This window comes from Rhizobium sp. BK313 (assembly GCF_014193655.1).
GTDB lineage: Bacteria > Pseudomonadota > Alphaproteobacteria > Rhizobiales > Rhizobiaceae > Rhizobium.
The window spans coordinates 2,472,602-2,488,607 of record NZ_JACHZQ010000001.1 but is presented as its reverse complement, the minus strand read 5'-3'; the positions used below and the strand labels follow the sequence as shown (position 1 = coordinate 2,488,607).

The 16,006-nt window shown below is 58.7% G+C and carries 19 protein-coding genes; 17 read left to right on the top strand and 2 right to left on the bottom strand.

Annotated features, from left to right (window positions below):
* The first annotated feature begins 1 nt into the window (after nucleotide 1).
* The 6 genes from FHT86_RS12105 (at nucleotide 2) to FHT86_RS12080 (ending at nucleotide 4,084) form a co-directional block, all read left to right on the top strand.
* Complete coding sequence (locus tag FHT86_RS12105; RefSeq protein ID WP_133706964.1) at nucleotides 2–613, top strand: cytochrome c oxidase assembly protein; 612 nt, start codon at nucleotides 2–4, stop codon at nucleotides 611–613.
* Between the two features lie 61 nt (nucleotides 614–674).
* Nucleotides 675–1,553 (top strand): cytochrome c oxidase subunit 3, encoded by an 879-nt coding sequence (locus FHT86_RS12100; protein WP_133706963.1) that lies wholly within the window; start codon nucleotides 675–677, stop codon nucleotides 1,551–1,553.
* Nucleotides 1,554–1,772: 219 nt separating this feature from the next.
* Nucleotides 1,773–2,582, top strand: coding sequence for a hypothetical protein (locus FHT86_RS12095; protein ID WP_133706962.1), 810 nt, complete (start codon nucleotides 1,773–1,775; stop codon nucleotides 2,580–2,582).
* A 245-nt stretch (nucleotides 2,583–2,827) separates the two neighbouring features.
* Nucleotides 2,828–3,157, top strand: coding sequence for a helix-turn-helix transcriptional regulator (locus FHT86_RS12090; protein WP_133706961.1), 330 nt, complete (start codon nucleotides 2,828–2,830; stop codon nucleotides 3,155–3,157).
* Nucleotides 3,154–3,618, top strand: a complete 465-nt coding sequence (locus FHT86_RS12085) for an SRPBCC domain-containing protein (RefSeq protein WP_133706960.1) — start codon at nucleotides 3,154–3,156, stop codon at nucleotides 3,616–3,618. The genes FHT86_RS12090 and FHT86_RS12085 overlap by 4 nt, the downstream gene beginning before the upstream one ends.
* Nucleotides 3,619–3,667: 49 nt before the next feature.
* Nucleotides 3,668–4,084, top strand: coding sequence for a GFA family protein (locus tag FHT86_RS12080; protein WP_133706959.1), 417 nt, complete (start codon nucleotides 3,668–3,670; stop codon nucleotides 4,082–4,084).
* Between the two features lie 60 nt (nucleotides 4,085–4,144).
* Here the strand turns inward: FHT86_RS12080 and FHT86_RS12075 are convergent, their stop codons facing one another.
* The gene (locus FHT86_RS12075) at nucleotides 4,145–4,795 is read right to left on the bottom strand and encodes a chloramphenicol phosphotransferase CPT family protein (protein WP_133706958.1); all 651 of its coding nucleotides are present in this window, start codon (nucleotides 4,793–4,795) and stop codon (nucleotides 4,145–4,147) included.
* A 273-nt stretch (nucleotides 4,796–5,068) separates the two neighbouring features.
* Here FHT86_RS12075 and FHT86_RS12070 point away from each other — a divergent pair, with 273 nt between their 5' ends.
* From FHT86_RS12070 to FHT86_RS12045, 6 genes are all read left to right on the top strand, one after another.
* Nucleotides 5,069–5,488, top strand: coding sequence for a DUF983 domain-containing protein (locus tag FHT86_RS12070; protein ID WP_133706957.1), 420 nt, complete (start codon nucleotides 5,069–5,071; stop codon nucleotides 5,486–5,488).
* Nucleotides 5,489–5,495: 7 nt separating this feature from the next.
* A complete protein-coding gene (locus tag FHT86_RS12065; RefSeq protein ID WP_133706956.1) occupies nucleotides 5,496–6,242 on the top strand; it encodes an SURF1 family protein in 747 nt (248 codons plus the stop codon).
* Between the two features lie 104 nt (nucleotides 6,243–6,346).
* Nucleotides 6,347–7,354: a 4-hydroxy-3-methylbut-2-enyl diphosphate reductase gene (gene ispH, locus FHT86_RS12060; RefSeq protein ID WP_133706955.1), complete on the top strand. Its 1,008-nt coding sequence runs from the start codon at nucleotides 6,347–6,349 to the stop codon at nucleotides 7,352–7,354.
* Between the two features lie 33 nt (nucleotides 7,355–7,387).
* On the top strand, nucleotides 7,388–8,353 hold the full coding sequence (locus FHT86_RS12055) for a homoserine kinase (RefSeq protein WP_133706954.1): 966 nt from the start codon (nucleotides 7,388–7,390) through the stop codon (nucleotides 8,351–8,353).
* Nucleotides 8,350–8,790: a ribonuclease HI gene (gene rnhA, locus FHT86_RS12050; protein WP_133706953.1), complete on the top strand. Its 441-nt coding sequence runs from the start codon at nucleotides 8,350–8,352 to the stop codon at nucleotides 8,788–8,790. Before FHT86_RS12055 ends, rnhA begins: the two co-directional genes overlap by 4 nt.
* Nucleotides 8,791–8,829: 39 nt before the next feature.
* Nucleotides 8,830–9,114: an acylphosphatase gene (locus FHT86_RS12045; protein ID WP_133706952.1), complete on the top strand. Its 285-nt coding sequence runs from the start codon at nucleotides 8,830–8,832 to the stop codon at nucleotides 9,112–9,114.
* Between the two features lie 90 nt (nucleotides 9,115–9,204).
* Here FHT86_RS12045 and FHT86_RS12040 read toward each other — a convergent pair whose 3' ends face one another.
* Nucleotides 9,205–9,831: a TetR/AcrR family transcriptional regulator gene (locus FHT86_RS12040; protein WP_133706951.1), complete on the bottom strand. Its 627-nt coding sequence runs from the start codon at nucleotides 9,829–9,831 to the stop codon at nucleotides 9,205–9,207.
* 119 nt (nucleotides 9,832–9,950) lie between these two features.
* Here FHT86_RS12040 and FHT86_RS12035 point away from each other — a divergent pair, with 119 nt between their 5' ends.
* The 5 genes from FHT86_RS12035 (at nucleotide 9,951) to FHT86_RS12015 (ending at nucleotide 15,846) form a co-directional block, all read left to right on the top strand.
* Complete coding sequence (locus FHT86_RS12035) at nucleotides 9,951–10,700, top strand: SDR family oxidoreductase (protein ID WP_133706950.1); 750 nt, start codon at nucleotides 9,951–9,953, stop codon at nucleotides 10,698–10,700.
* A 77-nt stretch (nucleotides 10,701–10,777) separates the two neighbouring features.
* Nucleotides 10,778–11,809 carry an aldo/keto reductase gene (locus tag FHT86_RS12030; protein ID WP_133706949.1) on the top strand — a complete coding sequence of 344 codons (1,032 nt, stop codon included), beginning with the start codon at nucleotides 10,778–10,780 and terminating at the stop codon, nucleotides 11,807–11,809.
* A 406-nt stretch (nucleotides 11,810–12,215) separates the two neighbouring features.
* Nucleotides 12,216–13,415 carry an ABC-three component system protein gene (locus FHT86_RS12025; protein WP_133706948.1) on the top strand — a complete coding sequence of 400 codons (1,200 nt, stop codon included), beginning with the start codon at nucleotides 12,216–12,218 and terminating at the stop codon, nucleotides 13,413–13,415.
* Nucleotides 13,412–13,900: a three component ABC system middle component gene (locus tag FHT86_RS12020; protein ID WP_133706947.1), complete on the top strand. Its 489-nt coding sequence runs from the start codon at nucleotides 13,412–13,414 to the stop codon at nucleotides 13,898–13,900. The genes FHT86_RS12025 and FHT86_RS12020 overlap by 4 nt, the downstream gene beginning before the upstream one ends.
* Nucleotides 13,897–15,846, top strand: coding sequence for a DUF3732 domain-containing protein (locus FHT86_RS12015; RefSeq protein ID WP_133706946.1), 1,950 nt, complete (start codon nucleotides 13,897–13,899; stop codon nucleotides 15,844–15,846). Before FHT86_RS12020 ends, FHT86_RS12015 begins: the two co-directional genes overlap by 4 nt.
* Nucleotides 15,847–16,006 lie beyond the last annotated feature (160 nt).

Below are 16,006 nucleotides of genomic sequence, written 5' to 3'. Positions count from 1 at the left end.
GATGGAGGAGGGGACAACAAACAAGGCAAGGAGTGCCGGCCGCAATAACGGCCTGGTGGTTGCCATGTGCCTCAGTTTCGTGGTCGGTATGAGCGCCATGTGCGCTGCCGCCGTGCCGCTCTATCGCATTTTCTGCGAAGTCACCGGCTTCAACGGCACGACGCAACGCGTCGACCAGGCCTCCAGCGTCATTCTCGACAAGCCGGTCACGGTCTCCTTCGACACCAATGTTGCGCCAGGCGTGCCCTGGGACTTCACGTCGGAGCAGAAGGCGATCACGATGAAGATCGGCGAGACGGTTCAGGTCAACTTCCTCGTCGAGAATAAGTCCGATCAGCCGACGCGCGGGCAGGCCATTTTCAATGTCTCGCCGGTGGAAGCGGGCGCCTATTTCAATAAGGTGCAGTGTTTCTGCTTCAACGAGACCGATCTGGCGCCGGGGGAAAAGCGCGAGATGCCGGTGGTTTTCTACGTCGATCCCGAGATCACCAAGGCGGAAGAGACCAAGACGATCACGGCACTGACACTATCCTACACCTTCTATCCGCGCGACGGCGTGAAGCCCGTGGCTTCCAACGAGGGCGCAGCGAAGGTAGCGGAAAAGAAACTTTGATGGAGACTGCTTTCGGCGCAGCCGGAAGCAATATGGGAAAAGTCATTCGGGGATTGCTGACATGGCAGAGGCGCATACGAAAAAACACGACTATCACATCATCGACCCCAGCCCGTGGCCGATCACAGCGGCCTTCGGAGCCTTTGTCATTACCTTCGGCGGCGTCTGCTTCATGCGCTACCTGAACGGTGGCACGGTGCATCTGTTCGGCCTGAATTGGGCGCAGCCATGGCTGTTCTTCATCGGTTTGGCGGTAATCCTCTACGTCATGTATGGCTGGTGGTCGGATACGGTTCGGGAAGCGCATCAGGGCGCGCATACCCGCGTCGTCTCGCTGCACCTGCGCTACGGCATGATCATGTTCATCGCCTCCGAGGTGATGTTCTTCGTCGCCTGGTTCTGGGCCTATTTCGACGTCAGCCTCTTCCCGAACGAAGCGATCCAGGCCTCGCGAACGGCTTTCCTCGGCGGCCAGTTCCCGCCCAAGGGCATCGAAGTCCTCGATCCCTGGCATTTGCCGATCTACAACACCATCATCCTGCTGCTCTCTGGCACGACGGTCACCTGGGCGCACCACGCGCTGCTGCACAATGACCGCAGGGGCCTGATCCAGGGGTTGGTCCTGACCGTGCTGCTCGGTGCGCTGTTCTCCTGCGTACAGGCCTATGAATATGCGCATGCGCCCTTCGAGTTCAAGAACTCGATCTATGGCGCGACCTTCTTCATGGCGACCGGCTTCCATGGTTTCCATGTGTTGATCGGTACGATCTTCCTGCTGGTCTGCCTCCTCCGCGCTATCCGTGGTGACTTCACGCCGAAGCAGCATTTCGGCTTCGAGGCGGCCGCCTGGTATTGGCACTTCGTCGACGTCGTCTGGCTGTTCCTGTTCTTCTGCATCTACATCTGGGGTAGCTGGGGCGCACCGGTGGCCGCTGGCTGAGCAGAGGACGCTCTGGCGACATCCTTTGACCGACTGCTTGCCGTCGCGAAAACCGGGCCTAGCCTGAGTTTTCGTGACGGCATTTTTGTTTGCCTATGCGGTGGTTGTTGACCGGCGAGGCAAAAAGCAGGCGCAACGCTGCCGTATCGATTGCGGCCATGGCACCGCAAGCGTCATTTTCGCCCCCACAGCTCTTGGGCCTTATAAAGGATCAATCAGGTGCCTATTTGGATCTGCAAAGCATGTGGTTCCCACTCTGCCTCGAACAACGCTCCTCCTCCGAAATGTTCTATTTGTGATGATGAACGACAGTTCGTTCCTGAGGGCGGGCAGGAATGGATCGCCCGGGAAACGCTTGCCTCCACACATGCGAATGATTGGATCGAGCTCGAACCAAACTTGATTAGCATTGGTGTCTCTCCGGCTATCGGCATCGGTCAGCGCGCGCTCTTGGTGCTGTCTCCGCACGGAAATGTTTTGTGGGATTGCACCCCTATTCTGGACGGGAAAACGCGAGACCGCATTTTGGAGCTCGGTGGCATCAAGGCCATCTGCCTATCTCACCCACATTTCTATACTGGCATGGTGGAATGGAGCGAAGCCCTGGGCGGCGTGCCGATCCTGCTGCCCCAAGCTGATCTGGCATATGTCACACGCACCAGCGAGCATATTCGACCTTGGCTGGGAGATCGGTGCGAGGTGCTGCCTGGCATTATCCTTCATCGGCTGGGTGGACACTTTGAGGGAAGCTCTGTTTTGGAATGGGAGGCCGGCGCGGACCAAAATGGAGTGCTGCTCACCGGGGACACGATTCAAGTGGTCCCGGGAAAGGGATGGGTTTCTTTCATGTATTCCTACCCCAACCTGATCCCTTTGCCAGCGCGTGAAGTTCGGCGTATTGCCAGCCGAGTTGCAGACATGCGCTTTGATCGCATCTACGGCGCTTGGAGAGATAAGTTCATATCGAGCAAGGCGAAGGAAAGTGTTGGCCGTTCGGCTGAACGCTACGTCCGGCTGCTCGAATCGTAGCCGTTGGGTTACGCCGAAAAACCACGCCAATGATTTGTTGGAGGAGTCAGGTCGGGTGACACACCGCTCGACCATCCGGCGACGAGTGGGTGAAGGTCGGCAGATCGTCTTTCACTGGGCTCGGGACCTACTAAACCAGTTGCGGATATGACGATCAGTTGGCTCATTGCGGCGCGAGGAGGCGTTGCAATTAGTCAAACCAATTAGTATTGACTCATCAATTAGTATCGGCTATTGGTTTCATCATGACCGAAGCCGCTCCCATAAACGCCATCATGCGCGCGCTTGCCGATCCCACACGGCGGGCCGTGTTTGAGAGGGTCGTCAGCTCCGACGAGATCACCGTCGTCGAACTGACGCGAGGCAGTGGTGTGACACAGGGCGCCATTTCTCAACACCTCAAGGCTCTGAAGCAGGCCGGCCTGGTGGCCGAGCGCCCCGAAGGCCGGAAAGTCTATTACCGCGCCCAGCCGGATGGCCTCGAGCCGCTGCTCGACTGGATGAGCCACTACGGCGTCTTCTGGCGCGAACGCTTTGCAAATCTCAGGACACTGCTGAAGGAAATTGATCCATGAACGACGCCGCATTGAGATCCGACACGCAAGACATAGTGGTCGACGAGGTTTTTCCCCATTCGCCGGAGGCGATCTGGAAAACGCTGACCACGGCCAGTTTGATGGGCCGCTGGTTGATGGTGCCGGCTGGCTTCGAGCCTGCGGAAGGCAAACACTTCACCTACCAGACAACGCCGGCCGGCGCGTGGGACGGCACCATTCACTGCCAGGTGCTGGAGGTGAAGCCGTACGAACGTTTCGCCTACTCCTGGAGAGGCGGGCATGAGGGTAACGTCGGATACGGCTCTCAGCTCGACACCGTGGTCACCTTCATCCTTTCCAAAGTCGAAAACGGCACGCGCCTCCGCCTCGTCCATTCCGGCTTCGTCCTGCCGAAGAACGATACTGCCTTCGAGAAGATGAGCGAAGGCTGGAAGAAGGTAGTCCCGAACATTGGCGCTATCGTCGAGGGGAAGGACTGACGCGACGGATATCGCCGCGGCCAATCTAGCGCTTTACTAGGAGAGAGACATGACTAAGCCTTACACCGGCGGGTGCGCCTGCGGCGCAATCCGCTATGAAATCTCGGCCGAGCCGATTGCGATGAATGACTGCCAGTGCCACGACTGCCAGAGTACGAGCGGCACCGGACACGGATCCTATCTGACCTTCCCGAACAGAGATGCGGTGAAGCTCGAGGGCGAAGCGACGCATTGGGACATGGTCGGAGACAGCGGGAACGTGAAGACGCGCGGCTTCTGCCCCGCCTGCGGGTCGCCTGTCTATCTGACCTTCGCGGCCATGCCGGACTTCTTCACCATTCACGCCGCAAGCCTCGACGATCCAGGCCGATACGAGCCGCAGATGGTGACGTACACGCTGCGCGGTCATGCCTGGGACCGGCTCGATCCGGCCGTGACGAAATTCGAGAAGATGCCGCCGATGTGAAGCTAATCTCCGGACTCATTGATCAGAGCCGGAAGATTGCAGCGGCGGCGATACCGTCGCTCAGCTGCCCGCCGCAAGGCGTTCGAATGCTGTCGGGTGGGGAACGCCGCGATCTACAAGCTGCCTTATCTCCTCGGCGCAGGCCTGGGCACTTTTGATCGAAGTATCGACCTCCAGATCGTAGATGCCGGGCTGATGCACCTGCGCCTGCCAGGCGAGTATCGGCGCAGGAATCGAGGCATCGGCGGAAACGCCGATGTAATCGTTGAGCCTTTCGGCGCCTTCCGACAAACGCCGCTGCATGATGGTCTCGATCGGACAGCGCACCCCAACGAAAAGAACGGGCAGACCGGCCAGTTGCCGGGCGCAATTCGCCAGGATTCCAAGTGGCTTTGAATAGGCGTCGTGGTGGCCGAATTCGGCGACGACATTGAGCCCAAGCCGACAATGGGCTGCAATCGAGGCATAGAGCGCCGAATAGAGTGTTGGAATCAGCCCTTCGAGATCAGGCCGTTCGCCACCCGGCCGCAGACCGATCCCCGGCCGGTAACGCTGCGGGGTGATGTGCCTCACATAAGCATCGACGCCGAGATTCATCCACGGACCGTCGAAACTTGCCTGGATAGCGTCCACTATGCTCGATTTTCCGGATCGGGGCGCGCCGTTCAGAATGATGATCTGACCGGTCTTCGTGTCATGATTGTTGTCCATATCCCTCTTTCTATGGCCGCAGCGACGATTTTCAAGCGCAGCGATTTCAGAGTGCGGCGGTATCGCTTCTTCCTCCGATCCCCGCGACGCCGGTTCGAAGGAGCGGGAAAACATGGCCGCGACATCATGGCGTAGGGACAGGGCCATATTTCGGCAGGGGCGCGGGGGTCACCATGCTTTTGGATTGGACGGGCGGCGGCATCGTGGTTACTGATGGTGACACGGACGAGATCGGGACGCTCGTCGCGAATGGCAATCGATTGAGATCAAACCTTGAGCCCAGAGCAAGACTTAACCCCCAGCCAAGGAGCAAACAGCGACAAGGCGCTATTTCCGCCTGTCGATCCGTTTAAGGTCGGCATCCAGGGATGTTGCCCACGTTGCGGTAACGGCAAGCTCTTCAACGGGCTTTTGTCGCTGAAGCCGCGTTGTGCCGCCTGTGATCTCGATTATGCCTTTGCCGATGCCGGCGATGGACCGGCGGTCTTCGTCATCCTCATCGTCGGTTTCATCGTTATTGGTTTGGTACTGTGGCTGCAGGTCAATTATTCGCCGCCGATCTGGGTGCATATCCTGCTGTTCGGTCCGTTGACCATCATTCTGTCGCTTCTGTCGCTACGCTGGTGCAAGGGCATCCTGATTGCGCTGCAATACCGCAACAATGCCAGCGAAGGGCGCATTCATCGTGACTGAGGCCGTCATGACCGCTCGCCGTGCCAACCCTTTCTGGCAGGTCGGCAAGGTGCTGATCCTGATTGTGGCTCTCGGCATACTGTTGGCCCTCGGCACGTGGCAGGTCCAGCGGCTGCACTGGAAGGAAGGCTTGCTCGCTGACATTGCCGAGCGCCAGGCCGCTGCCCCTGTGCCGCTGGCGGCGATCGAGGCCATGGCCGCATCCGGCGGCGATATAGAGTATCGCGTCGTCACCGCGACCGGCCAATACCTCAACAACAAGGAACGGCATTTCTTCGCGACCCTAGACGGCAATCCCGGCTTCCATATCTATACGCCGCTGCAGCTTGCCGATGGGCGCTATCTCTTCGTCAACCGCGGTTTCGTGCCCTATGATGCCAAGGAGCCGGAAAAGCGCGTGCAGGGGCAGCTGACGGGCGAACAGACCGTCACCGGCCTTGCCCGCGCCAAGCTCGCCGGCCAGCCCTCGGGCATACCGGACAATGATCTGGCGAAGAATATATTCTACTGGAAAGACCTGGACGCCATGGCTGATAGCGATGGGCTTCCGAAGGACAAGGTGCTGCCCTTCTTCGTCGACGCCGACAAGACGCCTAATCCTCAGGGCCTGCCGATCGGCGGCGTCACGATCGTCGATCTGCCGAACGACCATCTGCAATATGCCCTGACCTGGTATGGCCTGGCGGCGGCGCTGGTCGCCATCGTCGCCGTCTCCTGGTGGCGCAAACGCCATCCGGATGCGCCGACGCAATAGTTTGCGCAATAGAATAGCTTCATTTCGATGGAATATTCGGCTAGAGCAAGCGGCAAGGCCAACCTATCCATGGCTTTGCCATCGTCCCGGATTTCGGAAGAGACATGAACATTGCGGTTTCCAAACCTGACCTGACCATCCGGCTCTGCGGTCCGCGCGGCTTCTGTGCCGGCGTCGATCGTGCCATCCAGATCGTCGTGCTGGCGCTCAAGGCCTATGGCGCGCCGGTCTATGTCCGTCACGAGATCGTGCATAATCGCTACGTCGTCGAAGGGTTGGAAGCCAAGGGCGCCGTCTTCGTCGAGGAACTGGACGAGATCCCTGCGGAACATCGCGCCCAGCCGGTTGTCTTTTCTGCCCATGGCGTCCCGAAGGCCGTGCCGGCGGATGCCGACGCGCGTAATCTCTTCTATCTCGACGCCACTTGCCCGCTGGTCTCCAAGGTACACAAGCAGGCCATGCGCCATAACCGCCTCGGCCGTCATGTCATCCTCATCGGTCATGCCGGCCACCCGGAAGTGATCGGCACCATGGGCCAGCTTCCAGAGGGTTCGGTGTCGTTGATCGAGACGGTGGAGGATGCCGATGCCTACCAGCCTGCCGACCCCGATAATCTCGGTTTCGTCACCCAGACGACGCTTTCGGTTGACGACACCGCCGGCGTCATCGCGCGGCTGCAGCAGCGTTTTCCGAATCTGACTGCACCGGCAGCCGACTCGATCTGCTACGCCACGACCAACCGCCAGGAAGTGGTGAAGGAGGCGGCTCCGGGCTGCGATCTCTTCATCGTCGTCGGCGCACCGAATTCGTCCAACTCCAAGCGTCTCGTCGAGGTGGCGCTCAGGGCAGGGGCCAAGAAATCGGTGTTGGTCCAGCGCGCCTCGGAGATCGATTGGGACGGTATCGGTGATGTCAAAACCGTCGGCCTCTCCGCTGGCGCATCGGCACCCGAGGTCATCGTCAACGAGATCATCGAGGCCTTCCGCGCCCGCTTCAATGCTGTGGTGGAGCTCGCCGAAACGGTCAAGGAGACCGAGAATTTCCTCGTCAATCGCGAGCTGCGCAATATCGAACTGACGGCGGCCGACATGGCCTTCGTCAATGGCGAATAACCCTTCCCATAGCGCCTATTTCAGGAATAATTCGTGGCCGTTTATACCGATATTACCGAAGACGATCTGAAGTGGTTCCTGACGGAATATGATGTTGGCACATTGCTCTCCTACAAGGGCATCGCCGAGGGCGTCGAAAACTCCAACTTCCTGCTGCATACGTCGCGCGAGCCGTTGATCCTGACGCTCTATGAGAAGCGCGTCGAGAAAGGCGACTTGCCGTTTTTCCTCGGCCTGATGCAGCATCTTGCAAGCCGTGGCCTTTCCTGCCCGCTGCCTTTGCCGCGCAAAGACGGCGCGCTGCTCGGCCATCTTTCCGGCCGTCCGGCGGCGCTGATCTCCTTCCTCGAGGGCATGTGGCTGCGCAAGCCGGAGGCAAAGCATTGCCGTGAGGTCGGCAAGGCGCTGGCCGCGATGCACGTCGCCGGCGAAGGCTTCGCCATCAAGCGGCCGAATGCGCTGTCGCTTGAAGGCTGGCAGGGGCTTTGGGAAAAATCCGAAGCTCGCGCCGACGAGGTCGAGCCCGGCCTGCAAGACGAGATCCGCGCCGAGCTCGATTTCCTTGGCAGCCACTGGCCGAAAGACCTGCCTGATGGCGTCATCCATGCCGATCTGTTCCCGGATAACGTCTTCTTCCTCGGCGACGAACTTTCCGGCCTGATCGATTTCTATTTTGCCTGCAACGACCTGCTCGCCTACGACGTCTCGATCTGCCTCAACGCCTGGTGCTTCGAGAAGGATGGTGCTTACAACATCACCAAGGGCATGGCGCTTTTGGAAGGTTATCAGAGCGTCCGGCCGCTGGACGACGCCGAAATCGCCGCCCTGCCAACGCTGTCGCGTGGCTCGGCGATGCGCTTCTTCCTGACCCGCCTCTACGATTGGCTGACGACGCCGGCCGGCGCCTTGGTCACCAAGAAGGACCCGATCGAATATCTGCGCAAGCTGCGCTTCCATCGCCAGATCGCCTCCAGCGCCGAATACGGGCTCAAGGCATGAAACACGTCGATATCTTCACGGATGGCGCCTGCTCCGGCAATCCCGGTCCCGGCGGATGGGGCGCAGTGCTGCGTTATGGCGAGGTGGAGAAGGAATTGTCCGGTGGCGAGGCGGATACGACCAATAACCGCATGGAGCTGATGGCGGCGATATCGGCACTCGGCGCTCTGAAAGCGCCTTGCGAGGTCGATCTCTATACCGACAGCGTCTACGTCAAGGATGGCATTACCAAGTGGATTTTCGGCTGGAAGAAGAACGGCTGGAAGACCGCGGATAAGAAACCGGTGAAGAATGCCGAACTGTGGCAGGCGCTTGATGAGGCCTACAATCGTCACAAGGTGACGTTGCATTGGATCAAGGGCCATGCCGGGCACCCGGAAAATGAGCGCGCCGACGAACTGGCACGCAAGGGCATGGAGCCTTTCAAGAGGAAGTAACCTCTGTCATTCTGTCGTTGTTGTCGGAGGGGAGTGGCTATGTCCGATGATTATGAGGCTGCCCTGGTACGGATAACTGGTAGGGTACAGGGTGTCAGTTTCCGTGTTTGGACGCGTGACGAGGCGTTGAAGCTCGGTTTGGCAGGCTGGGTTCGCAACGAATTGGATGGGTCCGTAGTCGCTTTGATTGCGGGACCTGATGCGGCGATTTCGACCATGATTGAGCGTTTCTGGCAAGGGCCTTCTGGCGCATCGGTTTCCAATGTGGAGAAGCAGCCGACCGCGCTCGCGGAGATGCCGACAGGATTCCGCATCACCGGCTAGCAGTGTCCGCAGATAGCAAACATGCGATCTCCACAGGGTTCAGATGCGCCAAGGGCGGAAGTTGCGGCGGAAGCCAGTGCTCTGCCTGCCTCACTTATGGTTGTGCCGGTTCGCCCCGTAGCGCAGGCCATCGACCAGGAGCGCGACCATCCGCCGGGAATGATCGGCTCCGACATCGTTCGCTGACGTGCAGAGACTTGCGACCGCACGCAGAAGGTCATTTGGTTCGACCCCAGCCCGTATTTCGCCTGCCGCAGCCGCGGCGCCCAGCAATGATTCCAGCGCGGGACGGAGCCGCTTGTCGAAATAAGCTGGCAAGGCTTCATAGGCCGGGTCGCCGGAATGCAGGGCTGCAGCCAGTCCGCGTTTAGCTGAGATGAAGTCAACGTAACGCTGCATCCACTGCGCCAGCGCTTCGCCGGGACCGTGCTCTTTGGCCAGCACCGATGCTGCATCTGCGCAGGCATCGATTTCGCGACGAAAGACTGCCTTGATGAGATCGGAACGCTGCGAGAAGTGGCGATAGACGGTGCCGACGCCGACGCCGGCCTTCTTTGCGATCTCCCGTACCGGCGCGTCTACTCCCGACTCCGCAAAGACTGTCATGGCCGCCTGCAGCAGTCCGTCGAGATTGCGCTGCGCATCGGCTCGCACGCGCCGGTCCGTCGGGCTCACCGGCTCCAAGGCATCATCCTGCTTGTCAAATTTATCGCTCATGCACTTTTTCCATTTGCTAAACGGAACATCGTTCCGTATAAACGGAATGGTGTTCCGTTTACTTCACTAACACGGGGCGGCGGTGGCCGCCATACGTCATTACAGCAAAGGAGATTGCTATGCTGGACAAACCCGTTGCCCTGGTCACCGGGGCAAACCGAGGGATCGGTCTTCAAATCGCTAGGGAACTCGCGGCACATGGATTCATCGTGCTCGTTGGGTCGCGAAACCTTGAGCATGGGGAGGCGGCTGCGAAAAGCATCGGAGCGGATGCCCGCGCCTTGCAGCTCGATGTCACGGACCGGGCCTCAATCGCTGCAGCAGCAGAGCGCATCCGGATCGAACTCGGTCGTCTCGATGTGCTTGTGAACAACGCGGCCATCTCGCATGCGGGAAAGCCGGGCAGATCGCTTGCGGAGATGCTGGAGTCGAGCCGTGCGAGCGTTGCGTCACTCGACGAGGTGCGCGCGGTGTTCGAAACGAACGTGTTCGGTGTCATTGCCGTCACGCAAGCGATGCTTCCATTCCTCCGTGACGCGCCGGCGGGACGCATCGTCAACGTAACGAGCGGCGTCGGCTCGCTAACGTTGAACGCGGACCCGACCTATCCGTATCGCACTGGATTCGGCGTCGTTTACGCCGCTTCAAAGACTGCCCTCAACGCGATCACGCTTTCCTTCGCGATTGAACTCGAGTCGACAAACATCAAAGTCAACGCCGCGAGCCCGGGCTTCACCGCAACGGCCCTCAATAACTTCGAGGGCTTTGAGACGGTCGAACAGGGTGCCCGCAATCCTGTGCGCGTCGCCCTCGACGCGAACGGTCCGACGGGCACGTTCTCGAGCGCGGACGGCCCGCTCCCATGGTGACGTATGCCCGAGCGCTGGAAATTAGCGCAGCAGGGCGGCACTGACCCCACATCAACGAACAATAGAAGGAATAGACCATGCAATACCGCACACTGGGAAAAACCGGCATCAAAGTCAGCCCCTTTTGCCTCGGCGCAATGATGTTTGGCGCCGCGGGCAATCCCGACCATGACGAGGGGGTCCGGATCATCCACAGGGCCTTGGATGCAGGAATCAACTTCATCGATACCGCTGATGCATATAGTCGAGGTGAATCGGAAGAGATCGTAGGCAAGGCTCTCAAAGGCCGGCGCGACAATGTCGTGCTGGCCACCAAAGCACATCTTCCGATGGGTGACGACCCGAACCAGCAAGGCAATTCGCGGCGTTGGCTGGTCCGCGAAGTGGACGCTTCGTTGCGTCGCCTGCAGACCGACCATATCGATCTCTATCAGGTTCATCGGCCAGCGCCGGATACCGACATCGAGGAAACGCTTTCTGCCCTCACCGATCTGATGCGGGCGGGAAAAGTGCGCGCGATCGGATCATCGACGTTCCCGGTATCGGAGATCATCGAAGCCCAGTGGATCGCGGAGCGACGCGGGCTGGCGCGCTTCCGCACCGAGCAGCCGCCCTATTCGATCCTGAACCGCGGTATCGAACGCGAGGTGCTGCCCGCCTGCGAGCGGTACGGTATGGGTGCGATGGTGTGGAGCCCATTGGCGATGGGCATGCTCACCGGCCGCTACCGCAAGGGCGAGCCACAGCCCGACAGCGGGCGCGCCAGAAGATTTCCCAGACAGATGTCTGACGAACGCAGGCTGGACGTGGTGGAGCAGCTCATCCCTCTGGCGGAGGAGGCAGGGCTGCCGCTGACGCATATGGCGTTGGCTTTCGTGATGGCTCACCCGGCCGTCACATCGGCGATCATCGGTCCCCGCAAGATGGAGCATCTCGACGATCTGCTCGCAGGCTCCGAGGTGAGCCTGACGGACGAAATTCTCGATCGGATCGACGAGATTGTTCCGCCCGGCACCGATGTCGGACCGCTTGAGGCGAATTACAACCCACCGGCGATTTTGAAGGCGGAGCTGCGCCGCCGACCAATCGCTCACCGCGCCGCCGCATAAGCGGGATGAAGGGCCGTGTTCTGAAGCTTCAGGACACGGCCCCGCGTGCAGGAGTCCGAGACGGGCTTTTACGCGATGTTTGAATGCTAATGAGGGATCGTCCGGTACGCCTTGCATCGATGAACGCCTGTGATTGTTAACGAGAGTCTGTGATCGCTTTGCGCCAGAAGTAGACTGTTGGACGCGCAGGAGTTCAAACGCCCCCGTGCGCCTGCATGATCGATGCATGGTACAGCTGCGTGGTGTCTCCCGTCGGCCGCCGACGCGTGGACCACTAATTCCCGAAAAAGAAATCACCGCGATTGTCGAATAGCCGATTGCATTCGACCGCAAGTATATCGATACTAGCAACTTCTGGGAGAGTCGATACACATCAACTATTTCGAACTGTTGAGTTTAATCTTGCATGTCGAACGATAGGTCCGCGTTTTCAGCGGCGGAGCAGGGTCTAGGCTATATTTTCCAATCGAGGTTTGCGCTGCTGAAGGTCCTCGATCTTCCAGAAGATGGTGCGATCTTCATCGAGCGGAACGACGACGTGGAATTCGTCGCGACTGAGGACGACTCGCTTTCGCTCGCCTCGCTCAAGCACAAAGCGCCAGGTGACAGACTAACAGATTTGTCGTCCGATTTCTGGAAGTCTGTACGAATATGGTTGAAGCACTACGAGGGCACCGGAAGGGGCGAATCGAATGCCCGGTTCCTTTTGTACCATACCGGAAGCGTTTCCCCAGGTTCGTTCTTGAATCTCTTCGTCGATGCGAAGGCAGACGACGACACGAAAGCGGAAGCTGCGATTGAAGCAATATCGCAGACCTCCAGCGAAACGCTCCTCAAGCTCAAAGTCGACCTCAACCGCCTCGGCACCGACGAAGCCCGTGACTTCTTCGGCCGCATAGCGATCTTCCCCGAGACGTCTCGTATCAACGAAATTCCCGCCTTGGTCGATCAGCGCTTACGCACGATCAGGCGAGAGTTTCGCACGCCGTTATTTGAGAGATTGGAAGGCTGGTGGACTAACAACGTCATAAAGCTTCTGACGCGAGAAAGGCATGAGCCGATCAGCGTTCAGGAAGTCTCCGACAAGCTCGCGGCATTTGCCGAGGAATATAGGACGGACAACCTGCCGATCAATTTCCGGAACAGAATGCCCGCTGGCGAAATTGACGCTCTGCACGACCAACGGACATTCGTCCGACAGCTTCATGCCTTACAGTTATCGGAAGCCCGCATACAGTTTGCGATTATTGACTACTACCGAGCATTTGAACAGCGGTCGAGCTGGGCGCGAGAGAACCTTATCGTTTCCGGCGAGATCGAGGAATATGAGGACCGCCTCGTCGAGGAGTGGGCACGTTACAAGGAGGTCGCTTTCGAATCTTTGATGGATGGCAGCCAAGAGGAAGCTCTGCTAGTGGCGGGGCGAGAACTCCTGCGTTGGGCGGAACGCGATACCACTCAGCTTCGCATCCGTGAGCGCGTCACGGAACCTTACGTCGTCCGCGGCGCATTTCACATTCTTGCCAACTCTAACCCTGTTCCGCGCGTCCACTGGCATCCCCGCTTCCTAGAGCACTTGGCCGAGATACTTGGAGTTGCCGCATGAAGGCCTGGCATCAGCGGCCGATCGAAATACGCAACCTTTTCAACCCCGCCTTTTGCGGCTTGGTACTGTTTCGGGCGATAAACGCCTATCGGGAGGTGGACAAAGCGGGCATGCCGTTTTCTCTATCGCTTTTGGTACTGCCGCTGTGCCTTCAGCGCCAGTCGCGCGACATCCTACAGCGAGGAAACCGCAGCTACTTCTTGAAGATCACGGCCGAGCATCCTGAGATGCAGGTCGATTTTGCAAGGCGCTGCAGCGACGTTTTTCCGTTCACGTTAGAAGCGCTTGGTGTTCTCACGCATGTCAAAGCGCTCGCTATCAATCCGGATGGCCGGCTCCTGACGAACCCTGACGGGGTGCGCAAGACAATCAGCGGAACTGCTGAATCCATCGCATGCCAGCGTGTTGCGGCATACCTTGGCAAAGAATTCGCCCGAGTGGGCGATCGGGCAACAATCTACACCACACTTGGCATAAGACCATGAAGATCAAATCGATCCACGTCTACAGTGATGATGGCCGCCGTCGTGACGTCAATTTCCATGATGGACTCAATGTCATCACTGGTCGTTCCTCGACGGGTAAATCCGCTCTTTCAGAGATAATCGAGTACTGCATGGGCGGCTCGGACTTCAAGATACCGGAAGGCGCGATCCGGGATCGCGTCACCTGGTACGCGGTTATCTACCGTTTTGAGGGAGAGGAAGTCCTGGTTGCCAAACCGGCGCCGGCGCCTGCCGCTCAAAGTGGAAGCATGGCCATGGTTCGAAGGGGTGCGGTGATTGAGGCACCGGAATTCTCCGAATTGAAGATCAACGACAATGACGATGGCGTCGTAACCCTTTTGAGCCAGTTGCTCGGAATTCCCGACAACATGACGGATGTGCCGATCGACAACAGCCGCGATAGCTTCAATACGACCATCAAGCACACATGGTATTATCTGTTCCAGAAGCAAACCATCGTCACCAACAAAGACCAGTTGTTCTATCGCCAGAATGAACCGTTCCAGCCGCAAGCAATCAGGGATACTTTGCCGATTTTGCTGGGAGTCTCTGGCAGGGACAAATTTGCCTTGGAGGCGCAGCTTCGTGTCTTGCAGCGCGAACTCAGGCTCAAGACCAAGCTGGTCCAGCAGGCCAGGGAGGCTGTAGACAATTCAGAGGAACGAGCGTTTGGTCTTTTATCTGAGGCGCGCGCCGTTGGCATCATCCCATCGGATGCTGCGATAGATCCAGGGCAAGTCATTGATCTGCTCCGCCGAGCATTGAGTTGGCAGCCGCAGCCGGTTCCTGATGACGACGGACAGCGCTTATCGACGATAGAGCGCGAGCTTATAGATCTTCGCGAGCGACGCCGGGAAACACAGCGCCGGATCGATGGCGCGCAACAATTCGCGCGAAGAGCGGACGGTTTCCAAAGCGAGGCATTCGAACAGAAGGATCGGTTGACGTCGATCAAGGCCTTGCCGTTCAACGAAGCGACAGGAGCGTGGCAGTGGCCTTTTGCCCAAGAGAACCTTGGAATGACGACGTCCATAGCCCAGGCTCTTCTGTCGGAAGTTGAGTCCTTGGACCGCGAACTGAACGCGGTGACAGGAGAGCGGCCTGCGCTTAATTCCTACCTGACGGAGCAGCAGGAAGAAGTGGTCTCCATCGGTGAACAGATAAGAACCAAGGAACTCGAGCTCGCGTCGGCGATATCCGCCAGCGAGTTCATTACTGAAATGGGTAACAGGAACAATGCCGCCTCGCGCGTCGTCGGCCGGATTAGTTTGTTCATTGAAAATCTTGTGCCAGACACGGAACTCGCTCGGCTCAAAAACGAGGAGGCACGTCTAAAGTCCCGGGTGTCGGATCTGGAGCGTAGGCTCGGCGCCGACGACTCTGATGCACGTCTTATGTCGACGTTGAGCAACGTCGCCAGCTACATGGGGGGATACATCAATAGCCTAGGTGGGGAATTCGGTCAGTTCCCTGCACGACTTGATCTGCACAATCTCACGGTGGTAATCGACCGTCCGGGACGACCGGTCTACATGAACAGAACTGGGGGTGGGGAAAACCATCTTGCCTATCATCTGGCGGCTTTACTTTCCCTTCATAGGTTTGCTGCGGCATACGGTCAGCCCATCCCGCGTTTCATGCTCATCGACCAGCCAACGCAGGTCTATTTTCCCTCCGAGCAGGCTTATGAAGAAGCAGGGGGCTCCATTGAGCGAACGGAGAAGGACGCGGATTTGGAAGCCGTAAGGCGCCTGTTCGAAATGCTGTCGCATTTCACGACTGAAGACGCGCCTGGCTTCCAGCTCATCGTTATTGAGCACGCTAACCTTCGAGACGAATGGTTCCAGCAGGCCCTGGTCGAAGAGCCATGGACCAAGCCACCGGCACTTGTTCCTGAGGACTGGCCTGATGTGCCGATAGACTAAGCGCGGCCGGATTTCGTGAAGGTTCGTTGCCGTACAGACCACACAGAAAGCTTTACGAGCGAGCACTTTCGCTGACCGTCGCAAGTGCTTCACAGTTGACAGAGGAGGCGTTGTGGCAGGTCGTGGGCAAGATCAGCGGATACTGCCCATGTGTAGGTAG

Bases quoted from the DNA above. Each gene is read 5' to 3' on its own strand.
- FHT86_RS12080 (WP_133706959.1), top strand. From the start codon at position 3,668: ATGACTAAGCCTTACACCGGCGGGTGCGCCTGCGGCGCAATCCGCTAT.
- ispH (WP_133706955.1), top strand. From the start codon at position 6,347: ATGAACATTGCGGTTTCCAAACCTGACCTGACCATCCGGCTCTGCGGT.
- FHT86_RS12015 (WP_133706946.1), top strand. From the start codon at position 13,897: ATGAAGATCAAATCGATCCACGTCTACAGTGATGATGGCCGCCGTCGT.
- FHT86_RS12085 (WP_133706960.1), top strand. From the start codon at position 3,154: ATGAACGACGCCGCATTGAGATCCGACACGCAAGACATAGTGGTCGAC.
- FHT86_RS12090 (WP_133706961.1), top strand. From the start codon at position 2,828: ATGACCGAAGCCGCTCCCATAAACGCCATCATGCGCGCGCTTGCCGAT.
- FHT86_RS12025 (WP_133706948.1), top strand. From the start codon at position 12,216: ATGTCGAACGATAGGTCCGCGTTTTCAGCGGCGGAGCAGGGTCTAGGC.
- FHT86_RS12065 (WP_133706956.1), top strand. From the start codon at position 5,496: ATGACCGCTCGCCGTGCCAACCCTTTCTGGCAGGTCGGCAAGGTGCTG.
- FHT86_RS12040 (WP_133706951.1), bottom strand. From the start codon at position 9,831: ATGAGCGATAAATTTGACAAGCAGGATGATGCCTTGGAGCCGGTGAGC.
- FHT86_RS12020 (WP_133706947.1), top strand. From the start codon at position 13,412: ATGAAGGCCTGGCATCAGCGGCCGATCGAAATACGCAACCTTTTCAAC.
- FHT86_RS12100 (WP_133706963.1), top strand. From the start codon at position 675: ATGGCAGAGGCGCATACGAAAAAACACGACTATCACATCATCGACCCC.
- FHT86_RS12105 (WP_133706964.1), top strand. From the start codon at position 2: ATGGAGGAGGGGACAACAAACAAGGCAAGGAGTGCCGGCCGCAATAAC.
- FHT86_RS12035 (WP_133706950.1), top strand. From the start codon at position 9,951: ATGCTGGACAAACCCGTTGCCCTGGTCACCGGGGCAAACCGAGGGATC.
- rnhA (WP_133706953.1), top strand. From the start codon at position 8,350: ATGAAACACGTCGATATCTTCACGGATGGCGCCTGCTCCGGCAATCCC.
- FHT86_RS12030 (WP_133706949.1), top strand. From the start codon at position 10,778: ATGCAATACCGCACACTGGGAAAAACCGGCATCAAAGTCAGCCCCTTT.
- FHT86_RS12045 (WP_133706952.1), top strand. From the start codon at position 8,830: ATGTCCGATGATTATGAGGCTGCCCTGGTACGGATAACTGGTAGGGTA.
- FHT86_RS12075 (WP_133706958.1), bottom strand. From the start codon at position 4,795: ATGGACAACAATCATGACACGAAGACCGGTCAGATCATCATTCTGAAC.